A 16979-nucleotide genomic window follows, 5' to 3' on the forward strand; every position below is an offset into this window, starting at 1 on the left:
AACATCAGGATAAGTCACTTTAAAGAAAATGTATTAACTTTGCACCCAGATAAGTTAAAGAATCGGTTAAAATTGTTTTAGTTATATTAGTAGTTAGTAGTTTTTCCTTCCCTGGGACTAAAGAAAAGCGTTTCTTGTCCCAGGGTTTTTATTTAAAGACCAATTGCAAATATGAAACGGATTTTATTTTTTATGCTGATTTGCATGACTGGCGCAATAGCAGCCAACGCCCAGCAGCACAAGTTGTGGTACAACACTCCCGCTAACCAGTGGTTAGAGGCTCTGCCTGTAGGTAACTCGCACATGGGGGCAATGGTGTATGGCGGTGTTGCTACAGAACAGATTCAGTTGAATGAGGAAACCTTCTGGAGTGGTTCGCCGCATCATAACAATAGTGCTGATGCCAAAGTGGCCATCAAGGATGTGCGACGCCTGATCTTTGAGGGAAAAGAGCAGGAGGCGCACGACCTGATAGAGCGCACGTTTTTTAAAGGACCTCATGGACAGAAATATCTGCCTCTTGGCGATCTGATGCTCTCTTTCGACTATAACAGTGCATCTGCACCAACCAACTATCGTCGCGAACTGAATCTTGGTGATGCGCTCTGTACCACCAGCTTCGATGTGGATGATGTGAGATATAGCCGTACTGTGTTTGCTTCGCAGGCTGATAATGCAGTCATCGTACAGATTACTGCCAGCAAGAAAAAAGCACTAAGCTTCGATGTGAACTATATGCGCAACAAGCAACCCCTGGAGGGTGGCGCTGTGGGTAAGAATGAGCACGCCTATACAATAAGTAATGTGGAACACGAGGGCGTGGCTGGCAAGTTGAACGCAGAGGTGCGTGTGAAAGTGCTGGCCGACGGTGTGGTGACCGATGATGCCAGCAGCATGCATGTACGCCATGCTACCACAGCCACCATCCTGATTACTGCTGCTACTAACTACGTGAACTACCAAGATGTGAGCGGCAATCCTGTGCAGAAGAATAACCAGACGATGCTGACGCTTAAGAATAAGAATTATAAGCAACTGCTGAAGCGTCATCTGGATAACTATCAGGAACAGTATGACCGTGTGAGTCTGGTGCTGCCAAGTACAGCTAGTTCGGCCAGTCTTCCCACCGATCAGCGTCTGGCTGCTTTCGATGGAACCGATCTCGACATGGTGTCGCTGATGATGCAGTATGGGCGTTATCTGCTGATATCCTCATCGCAGCCTGGTGGGCAGCCTGCCAACCTGCAAGGTGTGTGGAACCATAAGATGGATCCCGCTTGGGATTCGAAATATACCATCAATATCAATGCAGAGATGAACTACTGGCCTGCTAATGTGGCCAATCTGGCTGAGACGCAGGAACCGCTGTTCTCCATGATTCGCGACCTGAGTGCTACAGGCGCCAAGACGGCTCGTGTGATGTATGATTGTCCGGGTTGGGTGGCGCATCATAATACCGACCTGTGGCGTATTGCCGGTCCGGTGGATGGCACCACTTGGGGTATGTTCCCAACAGGAGGGGCCTGGCTCACCACCCATTTGTGGCAGTACTATCTCTATACCGGCGACAAGCGCTTCCTTGAGGCTTACTACCCCATCTTGAAAGGAGCTGCCGACTTCCTGCTGTCGTATATGCAGGAATATCCTAAATGGGGTGAGGTGAAACAGGCTGCCGGTTGGCTCGTCACCGTGCCTACCGTGTCGCCAGAGCACGGACCAGTGGGTAAGACAACCACTGTGACGGCTGGTTCAACCATGGATAACCAGATCGTGTTTGATGTGCTGACCAGCACACTCAGAGCCCATCAGATACTGGGCTACGGCAATGTTGTTTACACCACCATGCTCTCCAATGCCATCGCCAAGCTCCCACCTATGCAGATAGGACGCTATGGCCAGTTGCAGGAGTGGTTGATTGATGGTGATGACCCCAAGGATGAGCATCGCCACATTTCCCACCTCTATGGTCTTTATCCCTCTAATCAGATATCGCCTTACAGTCACCCAGAACTGTTCTCGGCCGCTGCCAACACGCTGCAGCAGCGAGGCGACATGGCCACAGGATGGAGCCTGGGATGGAAAATCAATTTCTGGGCTCGTATGCTGGATGGCAACCATGCCTTCCAGATTATCAAGAACATGCTGAATGTGATACCGAGCACCACTGAATGGGGCCCTCGTGGCGGTACCTATCCTAACCTCTTTGATGCCCATCCACCATTCCAGATTGATGGTAACTTCGGCTGCTCGGCTGGCGTTTGCGAGATGCTGCTGCAGAGTCATGATGGGGCGGTGCATCTGTTGCCTGCCCTTCCAGATGCCTGGGCTGACGGCGAGGTGAAAGGTCTGCGCGCCAGGGGCAACTTCGAGGTTGACATGAAATGGCAGTATGGTGAGTTGACAGAAGCTACCATCGAATCGAAGATTGGTGGTCAGCTGCGCCTGCGTTCGTATGTACCACTGCGTGGTGCTGGTCTGGAGCCAGCGCAAGGCGAGTGTACCAACGAACTGCTGAAGGGTGCCGTGATTCGTGAACCGCTCAAGTCGGATGAACTAAAAGACTTCAAACTGCTGCCCATCCGCAAGGTTTATGAGTATGATATCTACACTATGCCTGGTAAAACATATAAAGTATATCATCAATAATAACTAATTCATATGAAGTATCAACTGTTTGTAACAATGGCGTTGTGCGCCAGTCTGCAAGCTTCGGCACAGACATTACTTTATCAGAATCCTAACCTGTCGGCCAAGGAGCGTGCCATCGACCTCTGCGGCAGGTTGACATTGGAAGAGAAAGCCATGCTGATGCTCGATGAGAGTCCTGCCATTCCACGTATGGGTATCAAGAAGTTCTTCTGGTGGAGTGAGGCCCTGCATGGTGCTGCCAACATGGATCATGTGACGGTGTTCCCAGAGCCGGTGGCTATGGCTGCATCGTTCAATCCTAACCTCTTGTTCCGTGTCTTTGATGCGGCTTCGACTGAATTTCGTGCCCAGTATAATGAGCGCATGCTGCGTGGCTCAGGCCAGGATGAGAAATTCCACAGTCTGAGCGTGTGGACACCGAATGTCAATATCTTCCGCGACCCACGATGGGGCAGAGGACAGGAAACCTATGGTGAGGACCCCTATCTGACCAGTGTGATGGGCGACCAGGTGGTGCGTGGTTTGCAGGGGCCTGAGGATGCCAAATATCGTAAGTTGTGGGCTTGTGCCAAGCACTATGCTGTGCACAGCGGCCCGGAATATACCCGTCATAGTGCCAATCTCACCAATGTGTCGCCTCGCGACTTCTGGGAGACTTATATGCCAGCTTTCAAGAAATTGGTCGAGGATAGTAAGGTGCGCGAGGTGATGTGTGCCTATCAGCGACTGGATGATGACCCTTGTTGCGGTTCGCAGCGCCTGTTGCAGACAATCCTGCGCGATGAGTGGGGCTTCCAGTATCTGGTGATGAGCGACTGTGGTGCTGTGAGCGATTTCTATGAGTCGCATAAGTCATCTTCCGACCCTGTCCATGCCTCGGCTAAGGCTACCATCGCTGGTACCGATGTGGAGTGTGGCTATGGCTATGCCTATCGTAGTATTCCCGAGGCCGTGAAACGCGGACTCATCACCGAGGCTGAGGTGGATAAGCATGTGGTACGACTGTTGGAAGGTCGTTTCGACCTGGGTGAAATGGACGACCCTGCGCTGGTGGAGTGGTCGAAGATTCCTTACTCAAAGATGTCGTGCAAAGAGCATGCTGCTACCGCCCTCGACATGGCGCGACAGACCATCGTGCTGCTGCAGAATAAAGGAAATATCCTGCCCCTGAAAAAGAATGCTGAGAAGATAGCCGTGATTGGTCCGAATGCCGACAACGCCCCAATGATGTGGGGTAACTACAACGGTATGCCTAACCACACGGTAACCATTCTGGATGGTATCAAGGCCAAGCAGAAGAAACTGTATTATGCTGCCGGTTGCGACCTGACCTATGATAAGGTGATGGACTGCCTGATGGCATCGCAGTGTAGCTTTGAAGGCAAAAAAGGACTGAAGGGTATCTTCTGGAATAACCGTAAGATGGAAGGAAAGCCTGTCACCACCCAGTACTACACCACACCGCTGGCTGTCACCACAGCAGGTATGCATAACTTTGCGTCTGGCGTGCAGTTGGAGGATTTCTCTGCTAAGTATGAGACGGTGTTTACGCCCAAAGAAGCAGGTGAGTATGTGGTGAACGTGGATGGCTGCGGTCATTTCGAACTGTATATCGACGGCGAGCGTAAGTTCATGCATCATATCTGGCGCACCACGCCCAACCGTGTGGCTATCCAGGCCGAGAAGGGTAAGAGCTATCGTATAGAAGTGCGTTTCTCGCATGTACATACTTATAATGCCAACCTGAAGATCAATATCGCCAAGGAGCTGCCTATCGACTATCAGCAGATAATCGCTCAGTTGAAGGGTATCAACAAGGTGATCTTTGTTGGTGGTATCTCTGCTGCACTCGAAGGCGAGGAGATGCCAGTACAGATAGAAGGTTTTAAAGGTGGCGACCGTACCAGTATTGAACTGCCTAAGGTGCAGCGCGACTTCCTGAAGGCTCTGAAGGCTGCCGGTAAGCAGGTGATCTTCGTGAACTGTTCAGGCTCTGCCATCGCACTGACACCAGAGACCGAGAACTGCGATGCCATTGTGCAGGCCTGGTATGCCGGACAGGAGGGTGGAACAGCTATTGCCGAAGTGCTGTTTGGCGACTACAACCCCAGTGGAAAGCTGCCAGTAACCTTCTATAAGAACGATCAGCAGTTGCCCGACTATGAGGACTACTCGATGAAAGGTCGTACCTATCGTTATTTCGATGACGCCCTGTTCCCCTTCGGTTATGGTCTGAGCTATACGACCTTCGAGGTGGGAGAGGCTAAGCTGGAGGCTGCCGGCGATGATGCTCTCTACAATGTGCAGATTCCTGTTACTAATACCGGAACACGCAGTGGTAGTGAGACCATCCAGTTGTATATCCGCAACCTGCAGGATCCCAACGGACCGCTGAAGAGTCTGCGCGGTTTCGAGCGCCTGGACATCAAAGCCGGACAGACCGCTACTGCCAACTTGAAGATCACCAAGGCATCGTTAGAGTTCTGGGATGCCGAGACGAACACCATGCGAACAAAACCCGGAAAGTATGAGATACTCTACGGAACCAGTTCGCTGGATAAAGACCTGAAAAAAATGACCATCACTTTATAGTGGTGGTCATTTTTCCTTTTATGAGCATCAGCGTTCTTCGTGCTCTCTCAGATAGTCGCGTGGCGACATGCCGTAGAATTTCCTAAAGACGGTAGAGAACGAAGCGGAGTTAGAGAAACCACATGCATACATCACCTCGGTAACGTTCATGCCTGGCATCGTCAGCAGCTGGGCTGCTTTCTTCAGGCGGATATTACGTATGAAATCGTGTGGGGTCTGACCTGTCAGGTCCTTCATCTTGCGATGCAGGTGTACACGGCTGATACCGGCGGTTTCTGCTATCATATCAACACTGAGGTCGGAGTTGTTCAGATTCTTGTTGATACACTCCATGATGCGCTCCAGTAGTTTATCGTCGGGCGATTTGAGATCCACGTTGCTGACTTGCTCCTCCAGTGAGTCGGTACGCTCGTATTTCAGGCGTAGCAGGCGCTGCCTGTTGATGAGGTTCAGGATGGTGCGGCGCAGGATATCCATATTGAATGGTTTCACAAGATAGGCATCAGCACCTGTCTCCAGACCTTCCAGTTTGTCTTCATCGCGATTTTTGGCCGTAAGCAGTATCACGGGGATAGAATTGGTGTCTGGGTTCGTCTTCAGGTGGGTGCATAGGGTGTTACCATCCATCTCTGGCATCATGATATCGCTCAATACCAGGTCGGGCTTGGTCCTGATGATCTCGCCAAGTGCTTCACGACCATTGGTGCAGGCGTGCACCTCATAGTCTTTTGACAGCTCACTCTCCAGATAGTTGCGTATCTCTTCATCGTCTTCAGCGATAACCAACGTCGTCTTGCGGTTAGGCTGACTGTTCTCTATATCCGGAGTGACTACCTCTGGCTGTGGCTCTTCTTCCAACTGCAGTGCTGAGGTGGCGTTCTCTGTCACCTCTTCGTCATAGGCAATCTCGTCGGGCTTCAGGTGGCTGTTGCCCAATGGGATGGTGATGACAAACTCACAACCTTTATCCAAGTTATGAACGGTGATGGAGCCATAGTGGAGCTCTACCAGCGAACGGGTGAGGTCGAGACCGATGCCTGTGCCTATATAACGGTCGTTGACTGATGACGGCGTCTGATAGAAGCGCTCGAAAATCTTGTTGATCTTATCTTCGGGGATGCCTTCACCATTATCATAGATGGCAATCGTGGCCGAATCGCTGTTGTGACTCAAGCGGATGCCAATCTCACCACCTACCGGGGTGTACTTGAAGGCGTTAGAGAGTACGTTCATAAACACCTTGTCGAAGTTCTGACGGTCGATCCAAACAGGGATCCTTTCGTTGTCGTACTGGTAGATAAACTTTATCTGCTTGGCTTTGGCCTGATTGTCGAACAGGTCATAGATGTCTTTGGCAAAAGATACAAGGTTTGTCTCACGCATGCGCATCTGCATCTGGCCTTTGTCGATCTTTCTCAGGTCCATCATCTGATTGATCAGACTGAGAATACGTTCGGCATTGCGCTTGATGGTCTCATAGACAATCTTTCTGTTGGGGTCGTCATCATTCTTGATGAGCGAGAGCAGTGGTGTGATGATCAGTGTCATTGGGGTGCGTATCTCATGACTCATATTCATGAAGAAACGCAGCTTAGCCTCGCCCATCTCCTCGGCATGGATATGGGCCTGCAGGCGCAACTTGGCCTGCTCCTTATGACGTCGGTATGACAGGTACTGCCAACCGAACAGACCGATGATCAAGGCATAGAAGAAGTAAGCCCATGCCGAGCGGTACCACGGACTGTGGATAATCACGGTAAACTCTCTTTCCGGGGTTTCAACATTGTTGCGCTCGGCTTTTATCCTGAAGCGATAGCTGCCTTGAGGCAGGTGCGACAGCGTGAGGATATTCTCGCCAGGCTGCAGACGGTTGAATGGCTCGCCGTTGATACTATATAAATAAGAGATGTGTTCCGGGTTCTCGTAAGTGAGTGTCGAGAACTGGATAGAGAACGTGTTGTCGCTATAGCTGAGCTCGAAACGTTGACTGGCCAGGATGGTGGTATCGGTAACCTGATAGCTGCCGGAACGTGTGGCACGACTTACCTGCTGACCATTGATGGAGAAGGAGGTTAGTTTCACTTCGGCCTCCCATTTGGTGGGCTCGATATGATTCGGGTTAAACCATGATATACCGGCTATGCCACCCATGGCAAGGATGCCGTTTGGCGACATGAAGGATGCACCATCACTGAACTCGTTGCTCTGCAGTCCGTCGTCGGCAAAATAGTTCTGCCAGATTTCTGTCTTGGGGTTGAAGCAGCTCAGTCCATGGTCGGTGGCTATCCAAAGGCGACCGTGAAGGTCGCGCTCGATGGTGGCAATACCATTGTCGGCCAGACCGTCTTCGCGGGTGTATTGCTTGGTCTTGTGGGTTCTCAGATCATAGCAGAAGAGACCTTCATTGGTGCCGTACCATAGTTTGTCGTCATATTCACGGGTTATCCTGACGGGGGTGCTGTAGTTTAGACAGTTTGTACCGAAAGTGCTTGTCCAACTGTTGTTGGGGATGTCTAAACAGCATAGGCCCATGGTTGTGGAAACGTAAAGACGCTTGCCATCAGGTGAAAGCTGAACCTGCGATACATAGTCGTTAGTGATGCAGTTTAACTTCCTGTTCTTATCGGCGCCATTTCGCATCTTGTACGTGGCAATCACATGTCCATCGTTGGCATCTATCCTGACGATACCATATTTCATGGTGGCCAACCACAGAGTGCCGTCGTTGCCAACGGCGATATCCATGACAATCAGATGCGGATCGGCGGGGAATGCTACTTTGTGGTATTGGAAGGTGACAGGGTCAACCCAGCCAATGCCCTCGCGGTAGGTGCCCAACCAGATGCGACCATTCAAGTCTTCGGCCAGCGACACGACAACCGATGGGTACTGATCCTTCAGATGCTTGGCTACTTTCGAGTTGAAATCATAGCAGTATAGTCCATCTTTATCTGTGCCCGCCCAGATACGTGTCTTGCTGTCAAGGATGACGCTGACGATGCAGGCCGAACCTAAGATATTGCTGGTGCCAAGTTTGTGACCCATATAGTTGAATCCCTTGAAACTGCGGGGTTGCATGAAGATACCTTTCTGCAGCAGACCAAACCAGAGGTTGCCGCTTTTATCTTCAGTAATAGAATATACCTTACTCTTAGCGAGGTCCACCTCAAGCGAGAAGAAGGGATTGTTGGTGAGTTCTTTGTTTCTGGGGTTATAGAGTGCCAGACCATTGCCGTCGTAGCCAATCACAATATTGCCGTCGTTCTCGCAATAGAGTGCTGATACGGCATTATAGCCGGTCTCATCGATATGTACGAACGTGTCGCCTTGCATCCTGAATACACCATAGTTGGTACTACCGGCATAGATAATGCCATCTTTTCCTTCACAGAGACATGAAAAGATGACATTGGGGTAGTCCTTCATATAGCGTTTCAGATTTTTCCCGTTATAAGAAAGGAGTCCCATGTGCTCGGTGGCTATCCACAGTAAGCCCGTGCGGTCTTCAATCATGCTGTTGACAGTGTGAATGGCTGCTAATGGGCCCTTCTCCTGATAGGCGGTCTTCTGATCCTTGAATTTCATGATACCCAAACCAGAGGTCCCCACCAGTATGTCACCGTTTGTGCGCTCTAAGAAACAGTTGGGGTAGCTGTGGCCGATGTTGCCTTTCGTGTCGTACATGGTCACATCGTGGAAACCGTTCCCGTCCCATGTCTGCAGCGCACCATACATACCGAAATAGAAGAGTCCGTTCCGGTCTTGCATCATACTGTTGACATAGTTGCTGGCTAATGAACTGTCGTGCTTATTTTCTTTCTTGAATACGCGGAATTGATAGCCGTCGTATCGGTTGATACCGTTACGAGTAGTAGTCCAAATGAAACCATCTTTATCAAGATAGACTTGTGTAACGAAGCTGCTTGATAATTGGTTATCAGTCGTGAAGTACTTTCCCATTTGGGCGAAAGCACTTGAAGAGATGAAAAACGTAGCTAGCGTTAGTAAAAACTTCACTATCATTGTTTTGTTAGTAATTAAATGGTCGCGTTAGTTGTTTTATTGCTTATTTGTTGCAAAGATACTGTATTTTTTGTGATGTAACAAACAAATGTTACAAATTCTAAAGTTTTTGATACATTTGATGTAGTTTCGCTCCTAAAATCTCTTTAACTTTGCGGCAAATTATATAATTTGTAACATTCGCGATGAAGAATAGAAGACTTGTTTTGTTCGGAACAATGGTGTTCCTGATGTGTATGATGGCTGTTTCGCATCTGAGAGCGACTGATCGTTTTGTTGCATTCCAGCCCTCGGCAGACGCATGGCAGTTGAGACAAATGACTGTTGGTTTGAGTCAGCGTGAGCATAGTTGTGTGCAGTTGGCTGCTGGCAACCTCTTGACTGATTTTGAGAAGGTGACGGGTAAGAAAGGCACTTTCGCCAATGAGGCAGTCGAGGTGCTGATAGGTACAGTGGGATGTAATCAACAGATAGACCAGTGGGTGAAGCAAGGTGAACTGGCCGACTTGAAAGGTAAGACCGAGAAATATATCATCAAGACCATCGGTGGTCAGTTGGTGATTGCGGGCAGTGATAAGCGTGGAACAGTGTATGGTATCTATGAACTGTCGAAGCAAATCGGTGTCTCGCCCTGGTATTACTGGGCCGATGTGCCAGTAGAGCAGCATGCTGCGCTCTATATAAAGAAAGGTGAATATACCGATGGTGAGCCTGCCGTGCGTTATCGTGGTCTTTTCTTGAATGATGAGGCCCCCTGTCTCACGACATGGGTTAAGAATACTTTCGGTACGGACTACGGCGGGCATCAGTTCTATGAAAAAGTGTTTGAACTGATTCTTAGACTGAAAGGCAACTACCTCTGGCCTGCCATGTGGGGATGGGCTTTCTATGCCGACGACCCAGAGAACCTGAAGACTGCTGATAAGATGGGTGTGATGATGGGAACCTCGCACCATGAGCCCATGGCGCGTAACCATCAGGAGTATGCCCGCCACCGTAAAGACTGGGGAGCTTGGAACTATTCTACGAATAAATATAATTTGGATCGCTTTTTCCGTGAAGGAATAGAGCGCATGAAGAACACCGACGACATCGTGACCATCGGTATGCGTGGTGATGGTGATGAGGCTATGGGTAACACCACTGATACACGATTGCTGGAGGATATCATCAACAACCAGCGCCGTATTATCAAGGAGGTGACTAAGCGTCCTGCCAAGGAGACACCGCAGATATGGGCCTTATATAAAGAGGTGCAGGACTATTATGATGCCGGACTGCGTGTGCCCGATGATGTCACGATCCTGTTGTGTGACGACAACTGGGGAAATGTGCGTCGAATACCTACTGCTCAGGAACGTAAACGTAAAGGCGGGTGGGGACTCTACTACCATGTGGATTACGTGGGTGCCCCTCGTAACTCGAAATGGATCAATGTCACCCCCACTCAGAATATGTGGGAGCAGCTACAGTTGGCCTATAACGGTGGTATCCAGAAACTGTGGATCCTGAATGTGGGCGACCTGAAGCCGATGGAATATCCTATCCAGCTGTTTATGGATATGGCTTGGAATCCCACGCAGTATCAGGCTGACAACCTGCTTGAGCACACACGCGACTTCTGTGCAGAGAGTTTTGGCGAGGCGCATGCTGATGAGGCGGCATCTATCCTGAACTTGGTTTGTAAGTATAATGGTCGTATCACCGCAGAGATGTTGGATGCCCGTACCTATACCTGCGATGAGTTTGAACGGGTGGTGAATGAGTATCGTGCACTCGAAGCCCGTGCCTTGCGCTTGTTTATCGAACTGGATCCTACCTGTCAGGATGCTTATCGCCAGTTGATCCTCTTCCCGGTTCAGGCCATGGGTAACATCTACGAGATGTACTATGCGCAGGCCATGAACCTGCAACTGGCCAAGGCCAACGACCCCGAAGCCAACCAGTGGGCAGAGCGCTGTCGTCAGGCTTTTAAGCGCGACTCGGTGCTGTGCCGCTATTATAATAAGGTGATGGCAGGCGGTAAGTGGGATGGTATGATGATACAGAAGCACATCAGCTATCGCACCTGGAATGATAACTATCGTGCTGATGTATGTCCACGCCTGGTTGAAGTGCCCGCGCCTGCCCATGGACCGGTGTTTGTGCCTCGTGATGGTTATATCAGTATAGAGGCCGAACATACTTATGACCGTCAGGATGCGAAGGATGCCCGATGGACGGTGATTCCTTATATGGGGCGCACTTTGAGTGGTATCGCCCTGATGCCTTATACTGCCGCAACCGGTCAGGCTGAGCTTTCTTATAAGTTCAGATCAGGCGATGTGAAAACGGTGAAAGTGCATGTCGTCACCAAATCTACGCTCGATTTCTTGGATAAAGGCGGTTTGGTGTATGAGGTGGCCATTGATGGGCAGCCGTCTGCCACAGTGAATTTCAATCAAAACCTGAACGAGAAGCCCGAGAATATCTACTCGGTATATTATCCAACAGTGGCCAAGCGCGTGGTAGAAAAGGTGGTGGAATTGCCGATAGATGCCAGCAAGGATATACACACGCTGACCCTGCATCCACAAGACCCTGGTATCGTGTTTGAGAAGATTGTGATAGATCTGGGTGGCTATCAACCGCAGTACCTGTTTGGAAAAGAGTCGCCTAAAACATATACTGGTCCGGGCTTATAACAGCTCGGACTTTTTTTGTTGTGTTACTTTTCGTAAAGTATAAGTTACATTTGCTAAAAGATATGTCGTGAAATTGGTGTACCTTTGCAGCAGCAAACTAATAAACGTAAAAAGAATGATAAATAGATCAACTGCAGTAGCAGCAGTCATGTTGTTATCGATAGGTGCGAAGGCGCAGAATCCCTTCGTGCAGACTTGGTGTACCAGCGACCCCGCGCCATTGGTGCACAACGGTACGATGTATGTATATACTGGTCATGATGAGGATGGTGCCGACTTCTTCTGGATGCAGGAGTGGCGTGTGTATTCCACGCAGGATATGGTGAACTGGCAGGACCATGGTTCGCCTTTGGCTCTAGAGAGTTTTTCATGGGCCGACGACCGTGCCTGGGCTGGTCAGACTATCGAGCGCGACGGAAAGTTCTACTGGTATATCTGTGCGCATTCAAAACTGTCGGGCGGCATGGCCATCGGTGTGGCTGTGAGCGATTCGCCCACAGGGCCGTTTAAGGATGCCATCGGCAAACCGCTCTTTGAGAATGGTTCGTGGGATCATATCGACCCTACGGTGATGATAGATGATGACGGGCAGGCCTGGTTGATGTGGGGTAACCCGCAGGTGTATTACCTGAAGCTGAACCGCGACATGATATCGTATGAAGGTGAACTGGGTAAGTTGCCGATGACCGAAGAAGCTTTTGGCGGTCCGATGATGAAAGAGCGCGAGAAAGGAAAGGTCTATAAGGACTCGTATGTAGAGGGCCCTTGGCTCACGAAGCGCAATGGCGTTTATCAGTTGCTCTATGCTGCTGGCGGTGTGCCTGAGCATATCTCTTACAGCACAGCTCCATCGCCTCTAGGGCCCTGGAAGTATGCTGGCGAGATTATGCCACTCTGCGATACCAACTCGTTTACCAACCACTGTGGTGTGGCCGACTATAAGGGGCATAGCTATTTCTTCTACCATACCGGAAAGTTGCCCAATGGTGGTGGCTTCGGTCGCAGTGTGGCTGTCGAGGAGTTTAAGTACAATGCCGATGGCAGCTTTCCTAAGATTATGCCTACCGATGCCGGTGTGAAGCCTGTTGGCACGTTTAACCCTTATCGTAAGGTTGAGGCCGAGACCATGGCCTTCTCGAAAGGTTTGAAAACCGAGCAAAATGATGAGGTAGGGGTTTATGTCAGTGACATCCACAATGGCGACTATATCAAATTGCAGAATGTGGCCTTTGCCAACAAGTATCCACGTACGTTCACAGCCCGTGTGGCCAGTGGTTTGCGTGGTGGTCGAATTGAGATACATCTCGACAGTATCGGTGGCAGATGTCTTGGCACCTTGAATGTGCCTGCTACGGGTGGTTGGGAGAAGTGGCAGACCATTACTACTGATTTGGATTACTCGACCATTACCGATATTGACGCGCCTACCCGTACCATCTCGGGTTTAAAGCTCCCTGAGACAGCCGATGTCTATCTGGTGTTCAAAGGTCGTAAGGGTCCGAAACTCTTTAATTTCGACTGGTGGGAAATGCGTGGACTGGAGCAGGTGAACATGCCTTTGTTCCAAACCAAATATACGGCCGACCCATCGCCACTGGTAGTAGGTGATACCCTGTTCCTCTATACCTCGCACGATGCCTCGCCAGAGGATATCCCCGATGTGAACGAGAAGAGCTCGGCTGGATTCTTTATGTACGATTGGTTGCTGTGGAGCACTACCGATATGGTGAACTGGACCGAGCATGGTGCTGTGGCTTCGTTGAAGGACTTCCCTTGGCGCAGTCGTGAGAATGGTGCCTGGGCCATCCAGACCGTGGAGCGCAATGGGAAATATTATCTCTATGCGCCCTTGCATGGTCATGGCATTGGTGTGCTGAAGTCCGACTCGCCTTACGGTCCGTTTAAGGATCCACTCGGCAAACCGCTGGTATGGGATCAGAGCAACTGGTATGATATCGACCCATCGGTTTATACCGACGACGATGGCCAGGCTTATATGTACTGGGGTAATCCCCATACCTTCTGGGCTAAGTTGGGTGAGGACATGACATCTGTGACGAGCAGTGTCACCAAGTTGCCACATATTCCTAACTATCAGGAGGGACCTTGGTTCTATAAGCGGAACGGAAAATACTATCTGGGCTTTGCTTCTACTTGTTGTCCTGAGGCTTTGGGCTATGCCATGAGTGACAGTCCCACCGGACCTTGGGAGTGGAAGGGTTATATTATGAAACCCACCCAGCGCGACCGTGGTAACCATCCCGGTATCTGCGATTTCAAGGGGCATTCGTATGTGTTCGGTCAGAACTACGACCTGATGCACTTGGAGACCTTTGTGCACCATGAGCGTCGCAGTGTGTCGGCACAGGAGATTACCTACAATGCCGATGGTACCATCCAGGAGATTCCTTATTGGTTGGACCAGCAGCCCATGAAGCAGTTGCACTGGCTGAACCCCTACCAGCGTGTGGAGGCTGAGACCATGGCATGGGGCTTCGGACTGAAGAGTGCCAAGATGGGTATCGAGAATACCGGTGTGGTAGCTGATATGCCTACCTCTACGGGTAAGAAGAATATGTATATCTTTGATATCAACGATGGCGAATATATCAAACTGCGTGGTGTTGACTTTGGTGCAGGTGCCAAGCAGTTTAACATCACCGCTGCCGCTACTGGTGGTTGCACCGTCAGTCTGCGATTAGACTGTGCTGATGGTCCTGTGGTAGGTACCGTCACCATCGGTAAGACCGGTAGTGCTGAGAAGTACCGCTCATTCAGTGGCAAAGTGAAGAATGCTGCTGGTGTGCATGATCTCTATATTTGTTTCGATAAGGCCAACGGCGATGTCCGTCTGGATTGGTGGCAGTTTAAAAAGTAATCAATGATAATGAAAAAACTAATATCAACTATTTTGTTCTGCGTGGTGGCTGTGATGGCCACAGCGCAGAACTTTTCTGTAACTTATGTGGCAAAGAATGCTGTCAGAGTGAGGTATGCTGGCAATGAGAAAAGCGACCTGCCCGACTGGCTCTATGTGAAGCACGATGAACTGAAAAAGGCCGATGTCAAAGCAGTGGTTGATGGCAACACGCTGACTGTGAGCGATAAAACCGGTTGTGCGGTGTTTCGCGCCACGAAACATCAACTCACTGCCGGTGAGGCTACGCTGACTTTCGACTCGCCAAAGGATGAATATCTCTTTGGATTGGGACAGTTTCAGGATGGCTACAGCAATGTGCGTGGCCTGTCGCGCCGCCTCACGCAGGTGAACACCCAGATCAGTATCCCCATGCTGATTTCGAGTAAAGGCTACGGGGTGCTGTGGAATAACTACGGCTTGACCGACTTCAACCCTTGCGCTCACAGTGTGAAGTTGACGAAGCGTGCTGGTGCCGGTGAGCGTGAGGTGGTGGATGTCACTTCTACCGAAGGTGGCAAGCGCGAAGTGCGCGAGCGCCATATCTTCGAAGCCACGATTGATATCGATGAAACCGGCGATTATGCCCTGTTGCTTGATGTAGGACAGAAGATGGCACGCCGCCATAACCTGACAATAGACGGGCAGCAGGTGATAGAGATGCAGAACGTGTGGCTGCCACCTACGGCCTCGAAAATCGTACACCTTACCAAAGGGCGTCACCAGTTGTCGGCAGAATTAACCAAGATTGATCAACCTATCGTATATTATAATAAGGTGAAGGATGAAACGGTGTTCCGTTCGCCTGTTGCCGATGGGGTGGACTATACCGTGTTTGTTGGTACACCTGATGAGATTATCGCCACCTATCGTGAACTGACGGGTGAATGCCCACAGATGCCTGACTGGGCGCTGGGCTATATCCATTGTCGTGAGCGTTTCCATTCGTCGGATGAGATTCTGCAGACCGCCAACCGCTTCCGTAGCGAACAGTTGCCTGTGAGCATGCTGGTGCAAGACTGGCAGTATTGGGGCAAGTACGGTTGGAACTCGATGCGATTTGACGAGGCGTTCTATCCCGATCCAAAGGCATTGACTGACAGTCTGCACCAGATGGGCATGAAGCTGATGCTGAGTGTATGGTCGAAGATTGACAAGAACTCGGAGGTAGGCAAGCAGATGCTGGCCGCTAACTATTATATCCCCGAGACCGACTGGATTGACTTCTTCAACCCCGAGGCTGCCGCAGCCTATTGGAAGAACTTCAAGGAGCGCCTGTTGCCTTTGGGTATCGATGCCTGGTGGCAGGATGCTACCGAACCAGAGAACGACGATCTGCTGGGCCGCAAGGTGAACAACGGTCGATGGAATGGTGAACAGGTGCGTAATGTCTATCCGCTGCTGGTGAACAAGACGGTGTATGAAGGTCTTGTTGCGGCCGGTAAAGAACCGATGATACTCACCCGTTGCGGTTTTGCTGGTATCCAGCGCTATGGCTCGGCCATGTGGAGTGGTGACGTGGGTAACGATTGGGAGACCTTCCGTCGCCAGATAACAGCCGGCTTGGGTATGCAGGCTGCTGGCATCCCCTGGTGGACCTATGATGCCGGCGGCTTCTTCCGTCCACAGAACCAATACACCGACAGCGCCTATATCGAGCGCATGCTGCGCTGGATTGAGACAGCCGTCTATCTACCACTGATGCGTGTGCACGGCTATATGAGTAATACTGAGCCCTGGAACTACGGACAGGAAGCACAGACTGTTATTGCCAACTGTCTGAAGGAGCGCTATCAGCTTCTGCCTTATATCAAGCGTTGTGCCAAGGCGGTATCGGAGCAAGGCGGCACACTGATGCGTCCATTGGTGTTCGACTTCTATCATGATGAAGAAGCCTTGAAGCAGCCATACGAATATATGTTCGGTCCGGCACTGCTCATCAGTCCTGTTACCGAGCCTGGCGTGACCACTTGGCGCACCTATCTGCCCCAACATCCTGGTGGTTGGACCGACTATCATACTGGTAAACACTACGACGGCGGACAATATGTGGAGACACCAGTCACCAAGGCTTATATCCCGGTGTTTATCCGAGCTGGCTATTCGATCTAGTA

6 protein-coding genes and 1 pseudogene are annotated in these 16979 nt (G+C 50.5%); 6 read left to right on the plus strand and 1 reads right to left on the minus strand.

Going from position 1 to position 16979, the window contains the following annotated elements; all coding sequences use genetic code 11:
• Positions 1 to 171 precede the first annotated feature (171 nt).
• Together T360_RS0101565 and xyl3A are read left to right on the plus strand one after the other, a co-directional pair.
• On the plus strand, positions 172 to 2646 hold the full coding sequence (locus tag T360_RS0101565) for a glycoside hydrolase N-terminal domain-containing protein (RefSeq protein ID WP_028911232.1): 2475 nt from the start codon (positions 172 to 174) through the stop codon (positions 2644 to 2646).
• A gap of 12 nt (positions 2647 to 2658) precedes the next feature.
• On the plus strand, positions 2659 to 5241 hold the full coding sequence (xyl3A, locus tag T360_RS0101570) for a xylan 1,4-beta-xylosidase (RefSeq protein WP_028911233.1): 2583 nt from the start codon (positions 2659 to 2661) through the stop codon (positions 5239 to 5241).
• Positions 5242 to 5268: 27 nt separating this feature from the next.
• Here xyl3A and T360_RS0101575 read toward each other — a convergent pair whose 3' ends face one another.
• Entirely contained in the window at positions 5269 to 9201 is a 3933-nt protein-coding gene (locus T360_RS0101575; RefSeq protein ID WP_231488021.1) for a two-component regulator propeller domain-containing protein, read from the minus strand.
• Positions 9202 to 9449: 248 nt separating this feature from the next.
• Between T360_RS0101575 and T360_RS0101580 the strand changes: the two genes are divergently transcribed.
• The 4 genes and pseudogenes from T360_RS0101580 to T360_RS0101590 all read left to right on the plus strand — a co-directional run bounded on the left by T360_RS0101580 (position 9450) and on the right by T360_RS0101590 (position 16977).
• Positions 9450 to 11948, plus strand: coding sequence for a glycosyl hydrolase 115 family protein (locus T360_RS0101580; protein WP_028911235.1), 2499 nt, complete (start codon positions 9450 to 9452; stop codon positions 11946 to 11948).
• 148 nt (positions 11949 to 12096) lie between these two features.
• Positions 12097 to 13419: pseudogene (locus T360_RS14355) on the plus strand (glycoside hydrolase family 43 protein); the annotation flags it as partial.
• Positions 13420 to 13500: 81 nt separating this feature from the next.
• Positions 13501 to 14826, plus strand: a complete 1326-nt coding sequence (locus tag T360_RS15925; protein ID WP_081772663.1) for a family 43 glycosylhydrolase — start codon at positions 13501 to 13503, stop codon at positions 14824 to 14826.
• Positions 14827 to 14835: 9 nt separating this feature from the next.
• Positions 14836 to 16977 (plus strand): TIM-barrel domain-containing protein, encoded by a 2142-nt coding sequence (locus tag T360_RS0101590; protein ID WP_028911236.1) that lies wholly within the window; start codon positions 14836 to 14838, stop codon positions 16975 to 16977.
• The last annotated feature ends 2 nt before the right edge of the window (positions 16978 to 16979 follow it).

The sequence above is a fragment of the Prevotella sp. MA2016 genome (assembly GCF_000619825.1).
Taxonomy (GTDB): Bacteria; Bacteroidota; Bacteroidia; order Bacteroidales; family Bacteroidaceae; genus Prevotella.

Coding starts and splice junctions, on each gene's coding strand:
- T360_RS15925 (WP_081772663.1), top strand. CDS start 13,501: ATGCCTTTGTTCCAAACCAAATATACGGCCGACCCATCGCCACTGGTA.
- T360_RS0101575 (WP_231488021.1), bottom strand. CDS start 9,201: ATGGGAAAGTACTTCACGACTGATAACCAATTATCAAGCAGCTTCGTT.
- T360_RS0101580 (WP_028911235.1), top strand. CDS start 9,450: ATGAAGAATAGAAGACTTGTTTTGTTCGGAACAATGGTGTTCCTGATG.
- T360_RS0101590 (WP_028911236.1), top strand. CDS start 14,836: ATGAAAAAACTAATATCAACTATTTTGTTCTGCGTGGTGGCTGTGATG.
- T360_RS0101565 (WP_028911232.1), top strand. CDS start 172: ATGAAACGGATTTTATTTTTTATGCTGATTTGCATGACTGGCGCAATA.
- xyl3A (WP_028911233.1), top strand. CDS start 2,659: ATGAAGTATCAACTGTTTGTAACAATGGCGTTGTGCGCCAGTCTGCAA.